The sequence below is a fragment of the Mesorhizobium sp. M7A.F.Ca.CA.001.04.2.1 genome (genome assembly GCF_003998485.1).
GTDB classification, from domain to species: Bacteria; Pseudomonadota; Alphaproteobacteria; order Rhizobiales; family Rhizobiaceae; genus Mesorhizobium; species Mesorhizobium ciceri.
On sequence record NZ_RZQT01000148.1, the window covers coordinates 1 to 13517 of the forward strand.

A 13517-nucleotide genomic window follows, 5' to 3' on the forward strand; every position below is an offset into this window, starting at 1 on the left:
TTTCCAAGCCGTGTATGGGCGGCATGGCGACATTTGGCAAGCAGGCCCGTAGCCGAGGGCTGAGCGGCAAGCTTCTGTAGCCTATCCTCGTCGAACTGACGCCATCAGGTTTAAAGCGTTAACAAATAATTTGACGCACGCAATCTTTTTGCATTCTAATGGGAACTGTGAAAATTGACTGAATAAGTTCCGTCGAGCATTGTCGCATCCGGTCAACGGCCGCATGACTGTGGGCGGGGCCGATCGTTGGCAGGGGATCAGGAACATATCGATGGCGGAGAAGACGCACCGCACGATGGACGACTTCGCCCAGGCATGCGGCGTGTCGCGCCCGACGCTGTCCAAATATTTCGACGATCCGGCGAGCGTGAAGCCGGCGACGCGGGCGCGCATCGAAGCCGCCCTGCGTTCCTCGGACTATCAGCCGAACCTTTTCGCCCGCAATCTCAACCGCAAGCGCACCCGCAACATCGGCATCGTCGTGCCGACGATCACCGATCCTTTCTACGCCGAGATGGTCAGCCGCATCGAATTTCGTTGCCGCGACGAAGGCTACTGGCCGATCGTCATCTCCTCGCATGGCTCGCCGAAGCTGGAGGCGGAGTCGGTCAGGACGCTGCTGTCGCTGAAGGTGGCCGGCGCGATCATCGCCCCGCTCGGCCTTGCCTCCGACCGCAGCGTCTTCGACAAGCTCGGGCAGGACATTCCGATCGTCTATTTCGACACCTATATCGAGGGCGATACGCCGTTCGTCGGCAACGACAACCGGCAGAGCGTGTCGACCATCGTCGACTATCTCTGTCGCTCGGGCGAACCGCCGGTCTATCTCGACATTCCGCATGTCAACCACAACTCCGGCGAACGCCAGGAGAGCTACATCGTCGCGATGGAGACCGCCGGCTTCAAGCCGGCCGTCATCGAGGCCGCGCGCGATTACACCTGGGACTTCGAACGCATCGGCTACGAGCAGACGGAAAAAATGCTGGAGGCCGGGACCTTGCCCGGCCGCACCATCCTGTGCGCCAACGATCGTCTCGCCTTTGGCGTAATGGCGGCCGCGTACTCGCGCGGCCTGAAGGTCGGCCGCAGGCCCGATTGCGATCTGCGCGTTGCCGCCCACGACGACCATCCGCTGAGCCGCTACACCTGTCCGGCGCTGACCACCATGGCGCAGGATTTCACCGCCATGGCCGGCCGCAGCGTCGAGATCCTGCTGGCCCTGCTGGACGAGGCCGATCCGCCGAAGCAGGGCATGGCGTGCACCGTCAAGCTCGGTGCCACCCTGGTGATGCGTCAGTCGGCCTAACCGGTCGACGTCGATCCCTCGAAGTGGCGCCAGGCCGTCACCCCCTCGACCACCGCTTGCCGGGCGGCGGGAATATGGCGTCCCATCGAGACGAAGCCATGGATCTGGCCCGGCCATTGCCGCAGGATCACAGGCACGCCCGCGGCCTGCAGGCGCGCCGCATAGGCTGCCCCTTCGTCGGCCAGGATGTCACAGCCGGCAAGCGCCACGAATGCTGGCGCGACGCCGGCAAGATCAGGCGCCAGCAAGGGCGAGACGCGCCAGTCCATGATTTCGTCGGGCGTTCGCACATAATGGTCGCGGAACCATGCCATGGTCGTCGCGGTAAGGCCGAAGCCGTCGCCGAAACGCCGGTAGCTGCCCGATGTCTGCCGCGCGTCGGTGTTGGGATAGATCAGGATCTGCGTCGCAAGTGGTGGAGCGAGCCCATCGCGTGCGAGCAGCGCCAGCACTGCGGCAAGATTGCCGCCGGCGCTGTCGCCGGCAACACCAATGCGCACCTTGTCGATGCCCAGGTCGACGGCATTCTCGGCCATGAAGCGAAGTGTCGCCAGGCAATCCTCGAGCCCGGCGGGAAATTTGTGCTCCGGGGCCAGGCGATAGTCGGGGCAGACAATGACGGCGTTGCCGAGATTGGCCATCAGGCGGCAGATCTCGTCATGTGAATCGAGATTGCCGATGACCCAGCCGCCGCCATGCAGATAGAGCAGCGCCGGCGCTCCGCTCGGCAGTGCGTCGATGCCGCGATGGATGCGGACAGTGATGGGGCCGTTCGGCCCGTCGATCTGCTGTTCAAAGGTCGTCGCGACCGGCTCATGCTCACCTTGCAGCGTCGGGAACGAGGCGTTGTAGGCAGCTCGCGCCGCCGCCACGCTGCCGGTCTCGAATGGCTTGCCGCCGGCTGCACGAGCCATGTCGAGGACGCGCAGCGCATCCGGATCGAGCGTCATGATCATACCCTCAGGCCAGCAGATCGCTGGCCTCTTCCTCGGTCAGCAGGGCCGGCTGGACGACATCGCCCGCGATGGCGACCGAGCCCTGTGTTTCACCGGAGCGCAGGATAGCGTCCATGATCTCCAGTACATGCAGCGCCAGATTGCCGGAGGCGCGCGGCGTGTTGCCGGTCTGAAGCGAGCGCACCAGATCGGCGACGCCGAGCATGCGGTAATTGGCGCGATCGGGCGCCGCATAAGGCCAGTTGCGGGCGCCATAGAGTTCGCCTTCGCTGGCGAAATCCCTCCAGTCGGTGCCGCGTTTCGACAGCGACACGGTGCCGCCGAACGTGTCGGGGTCGGGCAGGCGCAGCGAGCCTTCCGTGCCGTGCAGTTCGATCGGATGGTTGGAGTGGCGAAAGACATCCCACGAGGCGCCGAAGGTGACGGTTGCGCCGGAGCGGAACTCCAGCAGCGACAGCACATTGGTCGGCGTGCCGACCTTGAATGTGGTGTTCTTGAATGGCCCTTCGGCAGTGATCAGCCGCTCCTCCTGGCCGCGCGTCGCCATCGCCATGACGCGTTCGACCGGGCCGAGCAGATTGACCAGCATGGTCAGATAGTAGGGGCCCATGTCGAACACCGGGCCACCGCCTGGCTGGTAGTAGAACTGCGGGTTGGGGTGCCAGTGCTCCATGCCGCGGCCCATCATGAAGGCGGTGCCGGTGACCGGGCGGCCGATGGCGCCGTCATCCATCAGCCGGCGGGCGCGGCGTCCGGCTGCACCAAGGAAGGTGTCGGGCGCCGAGCCGAGCAGCAGCCCGCGCGACCGCGCCTCGTCGACCAGGCGCCGTCCATCGGCGGCCGAGGTGGCGAGCGGCTTTTCGGTGAAGACGTGCTTGCCGGCCGAAAGGGCGGCAAACGAAATGTCGAAATGCGCCGCCGGAATGGTCAGGTTGAGGACGAGATCGATCTCGGGGTCGGCCAGCAGTGCATCGACGCCGAGTGCCCGTATGCCATATTCCTTCGCCCGCAGCGCCGTCATGTCGGCCGAGATATCGGCGCAGGCGCGCAACTCGATGCCGCCGAAGAGAGCGGCATTGCGCAGATAGGTCATCGAGATATTGCCGCATCCGATGACGCCGATCCCGAGTTTCGTCGTTGATATCCCGTGCATTCTCGATCGTACCTCCCAACGCGGTCACCGTCTGCCGAATCCGCCCAGAAGTAACGGATCGCCTTCGCAAAGGGCTATACAACATATTAAATATTGACGCGCGTAAAATTTTTATACAACATGCGAAAATGCTGGCGCGATATCGGGAGGCTGCCAGTCATGGGAGGAGAAAATGACCGACATGAAAAAACGGCCGACCGCCGATGCGGATGCCGTGGGTCATGCGCGCATCGGATATTTCCGCCGCGGCCAGGGACCTCGACGGGGTCAGGCATAGATCACCTTGGCCCCTGTCCTATCAAGCTGGCTGCGTATTGGGCCGGACAGGCCATCGTCGGTGATCACGACATCGACGCTCGACAGCGAAAAGGCCTTGGAGGTTCCGCTGACGCCCCATTTGCTCGAATCCGCAAGGAGGACAACGCGCCGGGCCATGCGCACGAGGTTTCGCTTGGTTCGCGCCATGTCTTCGTTCACGTCGACCACATCCAGTGACGAGTCAATCGCATGCGCTCCAACAAAGACCTGATGCGCTACCAAGCCGCCGAGAGCCGTGTCGGCATCGGTGATCAGCGTGCTTACCGTGTCCGGATAGACCCGGCCGCCGATCATGTGAACGTCGAGCCCGGGCCGATGCATCAGATGCTGCACGATGTTCATCGCCGTGGCCGCGACCACGACATTGCTGAGCGGCGGTAACAGCATGGCAACCTGCATCAATGTCGAGCCGCCATCGAAGATGACCGATTGGTTGTCCTCGAACAGGTCTATCGCTGCCCGGGCGATGCGTTTCTTTGCATCGAGGTTTGTTTGCATCCGCCGGGCGAACGCGGCCGTGGTCGAATCCGTGGTCCGGGTCACCGCGCCTCCGCGGGTCTTGGTCAGCAGTCCCTTGCGATCCAGTATCTCGAGGTCGGAGCGCACCGTGACTTCCGACACGCCAAAATCGTCTGACAGGTCCTTGATGCGAACCTGTCCGCTGCGTTGCACTTCACCCAGGATCGATTGGCGTCTCTGCTCTGACAACATTGGCCTGTCCTTGCCTCCATGCGCCAAGCGATCGCCCTGGCCTCGGTTCACTCTACCGAAAATAGGCGAATTCGAAAGCTTTCGAAAGATTGCATTTGTTATTTCTTTCGCAAACACTGGGTCCAGGATTTTGAAATCAATCAATTGGAGAGTTTTGGACTCATGAGCCTCGGAACCAAGGTGCGCTTGGCGCGCCTCTTCTCACATCCATCGGGGAATCTTTTTGGCGGCGCGGTCGACCACTTTGTCGGCTATGGCGACGTGCGCAAAGGAGGTCTTGCCGACCTGCCGGGTGCGCTTGCACGCGTCATGGTAGGCAAACCCGACTACGTCAGCATCCAGCCTGGCACCGCGCGCCATCTGTGGCCGCAATATGCGGGCAAGGCTTCCCTGGTGATCCAGGCCGGCTGCTTCACCCCAGACGATCGCATCAGTGAACTGATTGCAACGCCCGAGGATGCGGTGCGCGCCGGCGCCGATGCGTTGGCCGTGGCCATTCCGGTGCGCGGCGCGACCGAGGGAAAATACATACGCTGGCTGACCGATTCGGTGAACGCGGCGGCTCGTTACGGCATGCCGGTGGTAGCGCATATCTACCCTCGCGATTTCACCGACGGGGCAAAAATCGTCTTCACCCCCGACGAGATCGCCTATGCGGCACGCATCGGCTACGAGTCCGGCGTCGATGTGATCAAGATCGGTTACACGGGCGATTTCGAGTCGTTTCGAGAGACCGTTCGGACCTGCCCGGTGCCGGTTGTGATCGCCGGAGGTCCGAAGACCGACACGCTGCTCGGCGCCCTTCAGCAGACGGCGGACGCCATCCGTGCAGGCGCGCGCGGTGCCGTGGTGGGCCGCAATCTCTGGGGGCACGGCGATCCGGAAAAGGCAGCGATCGCCTTTCGGGGCGTCATCCATGACGGCCTTTCGGCGCAAGACGCCTTGGCGAAGGCGGGTGCCTGAACGATGCCCGCCGTCCCTTCAATCCTCGGCTTCGGAGCTATTGCGATCGACGACATCGTCTATGTCGATCAGCCGTTGTCGGCGGGCAAGGGGAAGGTTTTGCAAAGTGCCCGAGCTTTCGGCGGAAACGTCGCGACGGCACTTGCCGCCGTCGCGCGGCTCGGCGGAAGCGCCGGGTTCGTCGGATGGCTGGGCAGTGCCGCCGACGACGCCGTGTTGTGCGATCTCGTTGCGAGCGGCGTTGAAACCGCGTTCGCGCCGCGCCACCCGCACGCGCGCCCGGTGCGCTCGCGGATCACCGTCGGTTCGGATGGGGAGCGGTTCATCGCGTATGACGACGAAGCGATGCTGGGCACCGCGCCGGACTTTCCGGACGAGGTTCTCAGCCGCGCGACTGTCCTGATCGTCGACAGTTACGGGATCGGGTCGCTGGATGTCGTGGCTCGGGCTCGCGATCTCGGCCTTGCGATCCTCGGCGATGTCGAATGGAGCCACGGCCCGGCCACCGAGAGACTGATCGGGCTCTGCGACCATCTCATTCTTCCGCTCGGCTTCGCGCGGACCGCCACCGGCCGCCAGGCTCCGGCCGAGATACTCGATGCATTGTGGTTGCCGTCGCGGTCCGCCGTGGTTCTGACGGATGGCGGCAGAGGCGTCTTCTATCGCGGACGCGACGAGACAGGGCTCTGGCACCTGCCTCCGCACCGGGTTGCCGTCGTCGACTCGACCGGCGCCGGTGACTGCTTTCATGGCGCCTATGCCCTTGCATTGACGCGCGGGGCCGACACCGCAGGCCGGGTCGCATTCGCGGCCGCGGCGGCGGCCCTTTCGATAACGGGGCGGGGCGGGCGCGAGGCGCTTCCGACCGACGACCAGGTCAAGGAACTCCTGGCATCGACGAACGCGCCGTCGGCAGTCGAACTGAAATATGCGCGGCTTGATACCGGAACATAGCCTGAACTATCCGAGGAAAATTTCGCAGGTGAGCGTAAGCCGAGGACAATCATAAGAATCAATGGCTTAGACTTGTGGAGGGAGGAATATGGCAGAAGTCGTTCTTGAGAATATCTGCAAGACATACGGGAACAATTTTCACGCAATCGACCAATTGAACCTGTCGGTCAAGGACGGCGAGTTCTTGATTCTCGTCGGGCCGTCCGGCTGTGGCAAATCCACCGCGTTGCGGATGATCGCGGGATTGGAGGACGTCACCAGCGGCAGCCTCCGGATCGGCGGGGTCGACGTCGTCGACATGCCGCCCAAGGATCGCGACATCGGTCTTCCAGAGCTACGCCCTCTATCCGCATATGACTGTGTTCGAAAACATCGGCTTTTCGATGCGGCTGGCAGGCAAGCCGAAGGCCGAGCGCAAAAAGCGCGTGGACGAGATCGCCAAAACCCTTCAACTGACGTCTCTGCTGGACAGCAAACCCGCGAACCTTTCAGGCGGACAGCGTCAAAGGGTTGCCATGGGCCGCGCCATGGTGCGCGAGCCGGCAGCCTTTCTCATGGACGAACCCCTTTCCAATCTGGACGCGAAACTGCGTGTTCAAATGCGCGCCGAAATCACCAGTCTGCAAAAGCAGCTCGGCGTAACGACCATATATGTGACCCACGACCAAACCGAAGCCATGACGATGGGCGACAGGGTCGCGGTGTTGAAAGGCGGCGTGCTGCAGCAGGTCGACGCACCCAAGAGGCTCTATGAATCGCCGGCGAACGCTTTCGTGGCCGGCTTCATCGGGTCTCCTTCGATGAATCTTTTCGAGGCAACCCTGACGGGCGACGAACTGATGTCCGGCGCCTTGGCCGTCCGGCTGCAGGATGCAGCCTTCGTGCGCAGGCCGGGCTTGAGGTCCTATGCGGGGCGCAAGGTCGTGTTCGGGATACGACCGGAGGATCTCTATGACAGCAGGCTCGAATCCGGCCGCAAGTATCAGACGATACCGGCAAAGGTGACCTCGATCGAAGAACTCGGATCCGAACAAATCGTCCATCTCAACATCGACGCGGTCCGGGTGGACTCCGGCGACCCTGACGCGGTGCAGGATTTCGGCCTGGCGTCGAATGCGGTGGCGAAATTCGAACCGGTCAGCACAGTCCGCTCCGGCTCGGAAATCAGCTTGGCCCTGGATGATGCCAAGCTCCATTTCTTCGACCCCGAGACGCATCTGGCAATCTGAATATCAGCGATAAGACCCGCGGGCGAAGGTGAGGCGCCTGCGTAAGGAGACTTCTGAATAATCAGACGATCGGCCGCATTGTGCGGGCGAATATAAAGAAGGAGGAGAAAATGACGTTTCGTATTAAATCCGCGATGCTGAAAATAGCCGCGGCCGCATGGTTGCTTGGCGCAACCGGCGCCATGGCGGATACGACGCTGGAATTCACCCAATGGTGGGAGCCCGAATTGCCGGCTGGCTCGCTCAGGTCAATCATGGATGAGTTCGAGGCGGCAAACCCCGGAATCAAGGTGACGCTGGTCAGCGGCCCCTACGCCACCACGCGAGACCAGATCTCGGTTGGTGCTGCAACCGGAACGCTCAGCGACGTCGTCGGTCTCGACGGCGCCTGGGTGAACAATCTGAATGCGCAGGGCGCACTCGCCGACATGAATCCGATGATGGATGCGAGCGGTTTCGACAAGAGCCAGGTCGCGGATATCATCAAGGTGGACGGCAAGGCCGTGATGTTTCCCGTGGCTTCGTTCGTCTATCCGGTCTTCGTGAATTTGGACCTCGCCGCCAAGGCGGGCGTGACCAAGCTGCCGTCGACCCGTGCGGAGTTTCTCGAAGCCGCCAAGAAGATGACGCACGCCGACCAGAACCAGTATGGCTGGGTGCTGCCCCTGTCGCTGCAAACGCCATCCGGCGTCCAGAACGACATGATGTCGTGGGTTTGGGCTTCGGGCCAGTCGATGATGGCGAGCGGCAAGCCGGACCTTGAGGGCAAACCGGTGGTGGATATGCTCACTTTCGTCAAATCACTCAATGACGCCGGCACCATCTCGCCCGGCATCGCCACCAAGACCGAGCAGGAAAAGGTCGAGGAGTTCGTCAACAACCGCGTCGGGATGATGATCGACTCGCTCGCGCATGTGAACCTCATCCGCAAGCGCAATCCCAAGCTGAACTTCGACCTCATCCCGGTCCCTGTCGTGGAAAACTATACCGGCAAGCGCGGCCTTCCCTATGCCTCCTGGGGCATCGGCATCTCTGCGGCTTCGAAACATCAGGAAGAGGCCTGGAAACTCGTCCAATATCTGATGAGTGAAAAGGTCAACGCCAAGCTCGTGTCGCTTGCAAACGCCTTCCCGGGCAACGTCAACGCCAAGCCCGATTTCGTGACCTCGGACAAGGCTTTCGGCAAGGCTTTTGAAATCTTCAAGACCGGTCATCTCGCCAATGAGTTCACGGGCCTGCCGGTGGCTGAAGACCTGATGACCCAGTTCGACGTGCAAGCCCAGAAGATGCTCGCCGGCGAGCAGTCTCCGGAACAAGCAGCCGCCGCCGCTCAGAAGGGCTGGATGGCGAAATTCTGATCGGCCTGTTCCCGTTTGCTGTCTTCGACCGGGTGACCTGACTTCGGGCAGGCCACCCGGCAACGGATCGGCATTCTGAGTGGACTTGTTTTTGAAAGCTTACCTTCCCTTGAAGGCGTATCCCAAGGTTGGCACATGACCCGGCAAAAGCGCTCCCACCACAAGCTCAAACGAGCGGTCGCACCCTACCTCTATCTGTCGCCCTCGCTGCTGATAATCGGGCTCCTGATGCTGCTGCCGATGGTGACGGTGATTGCCTACTCGTTCCAGAACAGCGCGGTGCTGCGTCGTGACCCATCCTTTGCCGGACTGAAGCACTACCAGGCGATCTTCGACGACCCCGTGTTCTGGGCTTCGCTGTGGCACACGCTCTACTTCACATGCATGAGTGTCATTTTCCACATGACCATCGGCATGGTCTTCGCGCTCATGCTGAACAGCGACCGCATCAATCCGACGCTGCGCAATATTCTGCGCGTGCTCTACATACTGCCCTGGCTGTTCACCGCGGTGATCATCGCCGTGATCTGGCGCCTCCTGCTTGAGCCGAACGGTGTCGTGAACAGTATTCTCATGCAAATCGGCATCATCGGTTCCAAGGTCGAATGGTTTTCCTCGCCTGAGACCGCGCTGCATGCAGTCACTTTTGCCAATATCTGGGCGGGCTACCCGCTCTTCATGGTCAGTTTGCTCGCGGGTTTGCAGGGCATTCCCAAGGATTTCTACGAGGCCGCCGATATCGACGGGGCGAAAGCCTACCAGAAGCTGATCTTCATCACCATTCCGCAGCTGATGCCGATCATCATCAGCATCTCGCTGCTCGACTTCATCTGGACCATGCAGGTCTTCCCGCTAATCTGGATAACGACGGGCGGTGGCCCGATCTACTCGACCGAGGTCCTCAGCACCTACACGTACAAGCTGGCATTCTCGAGCTACAACCTGTCGCAGGCTTCGGCCAGCGCCGTGGTCATCCTGCTGATCTCTCTCGGCCTGACGCTGTTCTATATTCGCTATCAAAAGGCTCGGTAATCACCATGAGGAAAAGGCACACGCCGAAAGACAGGCTGATCACCGTCGCGCTCCATGTAGCGCTTGCAGCAGGGCTCTTTTTCGCGGCATTCCCGATCTACTGGATGCTGAGCAGCTCGTTCAAATCGAATACCGAAATCTTTGCCCTGCCACCAACCATCCTGCCAAAGGCGTTCACGCTGGAAGCGTATGCAGCCATCCTTGGCGACCCGGTAAAGCTGCGCTTCTTCTTCAACAGCTATTTCGTGGCGGGAGCGGTGACCGTGCTGACGGTGCTGATCGCCTTGCTGGCGGCCTACGGGTTCAGCCGCTTCAACTTCCGCGGCAAGGGCAGCCTGAACACAATCATCATCAGCACGCAGACGATTCCGCCGATCACACTTTTGATCCCCTTCTTCGGGCTTGTCGTCTCATACGGTATCTTCGATACCTACGTCGCGCTGATCCTGACCTACCTGGTGTTTACGCTGCCCTACGCGATCCTGCTGATGACGGGATATCTGAACACCTTGCCCCGCGATCTCGATGAAGCCGTGGCTGTCGACGGCGGCAGCAGCTGGACCGCGCTTTGGCGGGTGATTGTCCCGATTTCACTGCCTGGTATCGTGGCGACGTCGGTCTACACCTTCCTGTTGTGCTGGAACGAATTTCTCTTTGCGCTGACGCTGACGAAGTCGACGTCCATGCGAACCGTCCCGATCGGCATCCAGCTGTTGATGGGGCAGCACGCCTTCGAATGGAACCAGATGATGGCGATGAGCGTGCTCGGCTCGCTACCGCTCTTGCTCATCTACCTCGTTGCCCAGAGATACTTCCTCGCCGGTATGACCGCAGGCTCGGTCAAGTAGGATGTTCATCCCACGGCGACGCAGGATGGCATCAATCAATAAGCGGTATCAAGGATTGAAAGGATGAACGTGAAAGACCTCAAAGTCGGCTGCCAGACCTTCACCTGGGAAATGCTGGAAGACCGGTTCACCGGCGGCCCCGACGATCTGCTGAAGGCGATCTCTGACGGTGGCTATGCGGGCATCGAGATCACCAACACTATGATCGGACATTATGGCAACAAGCCGAAGGAGTTCGCCGCCGCGCTGAAGGCGTGGGGGCTGACGCTGGTTTCCTTCGCCTTTGGCTCGAACAGTGGCTTTACGTTGAAGGAGGAGATCGGCGCCGACCTCGAAACCGCCAAACGCTGGATCGATTTCGCTGCCGCCTTCCCGAATGCGCTGGTGTCGATGGGCTCGGCGACGGTGGTGTCCGACGGCCCGCGTGAGGATAAGTTCGCCATTGCGGCCGATGTCTACAACAACGCCGGCGAGATCGGACGCAAGGCCGGGGTCCAGGTTGCGGTGCATCCCAGCTCGCACCACAACACGCTGCTGTTCGACCGCGCCGATTACGATGCGATCTTTGCCTTGCTCGACCCCGACCTGGTCGGCTGGGTACCGGATACCGGCCATATACTGCGCGGCCACAAGGACATGTCCGATACGCTGCGCACCTACCGCGACCGCATCCGCTACATCCACCTCAAGGACGTCGATGCCAACGGCAGCTGGGCCATGCTCGGCAAGGGCGTCTGCGACACGCCTGTTGTCATCGAGATCGCCAACACCGCACCGCGCTTCAACGGCTGGCTGGTGCTGGAGGAGGAATCCGAAACGGCCGCCGCCGATCCCGCCGGCGCGGTCAAGACCAACCGCCAGACAATGCGCAGCTTGGGCGCCTGAAGATCGAGACGATGATCAAAAAACAAGACAGACGCCTCAGGGTCGGTGTGCTCGGCTGCGGTCCCATCGCGCAGTTCGCGCATCTGCAATCCTGCGTGAAGGCTGGGAATGCCGACCTCTACGCCATCTGCGACGCGGCACCCGATCTGCTCGCCCGCATGGGCGCCACCTACGAGCCGCAAAAGATGTATGCCGACTACGACGCCATGCTCGCCGATCCCGAACTGGAAGCGGTGATCGTCGCCACGTCGGACGCCTATCACGTGCCGATGTCGATCAAGGCGCTCGATGCGGGAAAGCATGTCCTGTGCGAAAAGCCGATCGGCACCTCGGTGGAGGAAGGCGAGGCACTGGCGCTGGCGGTCAGGCGCTCGGGCAAGGTCCTGCAAGTCGGTCACATGAAGCGCTTCGACCCGGCACTGGAGGCGGCGCGCGACTTCGTCCGCGATGAAATGGGCGAGGTGCTGGCGCTTAAGGCCTGGTACTGCGATTCCACCCATCGCTACACCAACACCGATGCCATTCAGCCGCTGCCGGTCACCAGCAAGCTGGCGAAGAAGCCGACCGGCAATCCCAAGGCTGATCTCAGGCAATATTTCATGCTGGCGCACGGCTCGCATCTCGTCGACACGGCGCGTTTCCTGTGCGGCGATATCGTTGCCGTGCGCGCCCGCCTCAATGAGAAATTCGGCGCCTATTGCTGGTTCGTCGAGACCGAGTTCGCCAGCGGCGCGCTCGGGCATCTCGATCTTACCGTCGCCGTGCGCATGGACTGGCACGAAGGTTTTCAGCTCTATGGCGAGAACGGTTCCGTCATCGCCAGGACATTCAACCCCTGGTACTTCCGCGCCAGCGAGGTCGAGATCTTTTACGAGAAGACCTCCACCGCCCACAAGCCGCTCGGCGCCGACGGTCATTTCTTCCGCCGCCAGCTCGAAGGTCTTGCCGACACCGTGCTCACCGGCACGCCGATGCGCGGCGCCAATGTCGAGGACGGCATCGCCTCGATCCGCGCCATGGTCGCCATCGCGCGTTCGGTCGAGACAGGTGAACGGGTCGAACTCGCCTCGGTTTCGGGAGCGGTCTGATGCGTCTCGGCATTTTCGCCAAGACATTTGCCGGCACAGAGCCGGCTGCCGTGCTGACGGCGGTTAAGCAGGCTGGCTATGAGACGACGCAGTTCAATCTAGCCTGCGCCGGCCTGCCATCGATGCCGGATGTCGTGCCGGCGGAAGCAGTCACTTCCACCCGCGCCGCAGCACAATCGACCGGGGTTGCACTCGCCGCACTGTCGGGCACCTACAACATGGCGCATCCCGACAAGGCTGTGCGCGACGACGGTCTTCGCCGTCTTGCCGTCGTCATCGAGACGGCGGCGGCCCTCGGTATTCCGCTGGTCACGCTCTGCACCGGCTCGCGCAACGCCGCCGATCAGTGGGCGTATCATCCCGACAATAGCACGCCGGCGGCCTGGTCCGACATGGCCGCCGAGATGGAGAAAGCGCTGGCGGTTGCCGAAGACGCCGGCGTCGATCTCGGCATCGAGCCCGAGCAGGCCAACATCGTTACCTCGGCCAGGGACGCGACCAGGCTGATCGCCGAAATGGGATCGAAGCATCTGAAGATCGTGCTCGATCCGGCGAACCTGTTCGAGCACGCGACGCCACACGAAGCGCGCGCCATCGTCGCCGCCGCGATCGACGAGGCTGCCGGCCATATCGCCATGGCGCACGCCAAGGATCGCTCTGGTGACGGCCGCTTTGCCACCGCCGGACAAGGCATCGTCGATTTTCCGCATTTTGTT

At 61.9% G+C, this 13517-nt stretch carries 12 protein-coding genes and 1 pseudogene; 10 read left to right on the plus strand and 3 right to left on the minus strand.

Annotated elements, in window-relative coordinates; translation table 11 throughout:
- Window positions 1-271: 271 nt before the first annotated feature.
- The gene (locus EN955_RS29650; RefSeq protein ID WP_024502555.1) at window positions 272-1306 is read left to right on the plus strand and encodes a LacI family DNA-binding transcriptional regulator; all 1035 of its coding nucleotides are present in this window, start codon (window positions 272-274) and stop codon (window positions 1304-1306) included.
- Here EN955_RS29650 and EN955_RS29655 read toward each other — a convergent pair.
- The 3 genes from EN955_RS29655 to EN955_RS29665 all read right to left on the minus strand — a co-directional run bounded on the left by EN955_RS29655 (window position 1303) and on the right by EN955_RS29665 (window position 4444).
- Complete coding sequence (locus tag EN955_RS29655) at window positions 1303-2256, minus strand: alpha/beta hydrolase (RefSeq protein ID WP_024502556.1); 954 nt, start codon at window positions 2254-2256, stop codon at window positions 1303-1305. The two genes, EN955_RS29650 and EN955_RS29655, sit on opposite strands and share 4 nt — an antisense overlap.
- Window positions 2257-2266: 10 nt before the next feature.
- The gene (locus EN955_RS29660; protein WP_024502557.1) at window positions 2267-3415 is read right to left on the minus strand and encodes a Gfo/Idh/MocA family oxidoreductase; all 1149 of its coding nucleotides are present in this window, start codon (window positions 3413-3415) and stop codon (window positions 2267-2269) included.
- A 267-nt stretch (window positions 3416-3682) separates the two neighbouring features.
- On the minus strand, window positions 3683-4444 hold the full coding sequence (locus EN955_RS29665) for a DeoR/GlpR family DNA-binding transcription regulator (protein ID WP_013532952.1): 762 nt from the start codon (window positions 4442-4444) through the stop codon (window positions 3683-3685).
- Window positions 4445-4606: 162 nt separating this feature from the next.
- Between EN955_RS29665 and EN955_RS29670 the strand changes: the two genes are divergently transcribed.
- The 9 genes and pseudogenes from EN955_RS29670 to EN955_RS29710 all read left to right on the plus strand — a co-directional run.
- Window positions 4607-5407, plus strand: coding sequence for a class I fructose-bisphosphate aldolase (locus EN955_RS29670; RefSeq protein WP_023756676.1), 801 nt, complete (start codon window positions 4607-4609; stop codon window positions 5405-5407).
- A gap of 3 nt (window positions 5408-5410) precedes the next feature.
- Entirely contained in the window at window positions 5411-6361 is a 951-nt protein-coding gene (locus tag EN955_RS29675) for a PfkB family carbohydrate kinase (RefSeq protein ID WP_024502558.1), read from the plus strand.
- A gap of 88 nt (window positions 6362-6449) precedes the next feature.
- Window positions 6450-7590, plus strand: a pseudogene (locus EN955_RS29680) (ABC transporter ATP-binding protein).
- Window positions 7591-7700: 110 nt separating this feature from the next.
- Window positions 7701-8948 (plus strand): sugar ABC transporter substrate-binding protein, encoded by a 1248-nt coding sequence (locus EN955_RS29685; RefSeq protein ID WP_024502559.1) that lies wholly within the window; start codon window positions 7701-7703, stop codon window positions 8946-8948.
- Between the two features lie 135 nt (window positions 8949-9083).
- Window positions 9084-9980: a sugar ABC transporter permease gene (locus EN955_RS29690; protein ID WP_023764771.1), complete on the plus strand. Its 897-nt coding sequence runs from the start codon at window positions 9084-9086 to the stop codon at window positions 9978-9980.
- A gap of 5 nt (window positions 9981-9985) precedes the next feature.
- Window positions 9986-10828 (plus strand): carbohydrate ABC transporter permease, encoded by an 843-nt coding sequence (locus EN955_RS29695; protein ID WP_013532946.1) that lies wholly within the window; start codon window positions 9986-9988, stop codon window positions 10826-10828.
- A gap of 63 nt (window positions 10829-10891) precedes the next feature.
- The gene (locus EN955_RS29700) at window positions 10892-11713 is read left to right on the plus strand and encodes a sugar phosphate isomerase/epimerase (RefSeq protein ID WP_024502560.1); all 822 of its coding nucleotides are present in this window, start codon (window positions 10892-10894) and stop codon (window positions 11711-11713) included.
- Between the two features lie 11 nt (window positions 11714-11724).
- Window positions 11725-12801 carry a Gfo/Idh/MocA family oxidoreductase gene (locus EN955_RS29705; RefSeq protein ID WP_024502561.1) on the plus strand — a complete coding sequence of 359 codons (1077 nt, stop codon included), beginning with the start codon at window positions 11725-11727 and terminating at the stop codon, window positions 12799-12801.
- Window positions 12801-13517: sugar phosphate isomerase/epimerase (locus tag EN955_RS29710; protein WP_164769923.1), on the plus strand; the 717-nt coding region annotated here is incomplete at its 3' end. The genes EN955_RS29705 and EN955_RS29710, both read left to right, overlap by 1 nt.

Bases quoted from the DNA above. Each gene is read 5' to 3' on its own strand.
- EN955_RS29650 (WP_024502555.1), top strand. From the start codon at position 272: ATGGCGGAGAAGACGCACCGCACGATGGACGACTTCGCCCAGGCATGC.
- EN955_RS29655 (WP_024502556.1), bottom strand. From the start codon at position 2,256: ATGACGCTCGATCCGGATGCGCTGCGCGTCCTCGACATGGCTCGTGCA.
- EN955_RS29660 (WP_024502557.1), bottom strand. From the start codon at position 3,415: ATGCACGGGATATCAACGACGAAACTCGGGATCGGCGTCATCGGATGC.
- EN955_RS29665 (WP_013532952.1), bottom strand. From the start codon at position 4,444: ATGTTGTCAGAGCAGAGACGCCAATCGATCCTGGGTGAAGTGCAACGC.
- EN955_RS29670 (WP_023756676.1), top strand. From the start codon at position 4,607: ATGAGCCTCGGAACCAAGGTGCGCTTGGCGCGCCTCTTCTCACATCCA.
- EN955_RS29675 (WP_024502558.1), top strand. From the start codon at position 5,411: ATGCCCGCCGTCCCTTCAATCCTCGGCTTCGGAGCTATTGCGATCGAC.
- EN955_RS29685 (WP_024502559.1), top strand. From the start codon at position 7,701: ATGACGTTTCGTATTAAATCCGCGATGCTGAAAATAGCCGCGGCCGCA.
- EN955_RS29690 (WP_023764771.1), top strand. From the start codon at position 9,084: ATGACCCGGCAAAAGCGCTCCCACCACAAGCTCAAACGAGCGGTCGCA.
- EN955_RS29695 (WP_013532946.1), top strand. From the start codon at position 9,986: ATGAGGAAAAGGCACACGCCGAAAGACAGGCTGATCACCGTCGCGCTC.
- EN955_RS29700 (WP_024502560.1), top strand. From the start codon at position 10,892: ATGAACGTGAAAGACCTCAAAGTCGGCTGCCAGACCTTCACCTGGGAA.
- EN955_RS29705 (WP_024502561.1), top strand. From the start codon at position 11,725: ATGATCAAAAAACAAGACAGACGCCTCAGGGTCGGTGTGCTCGGCTGC.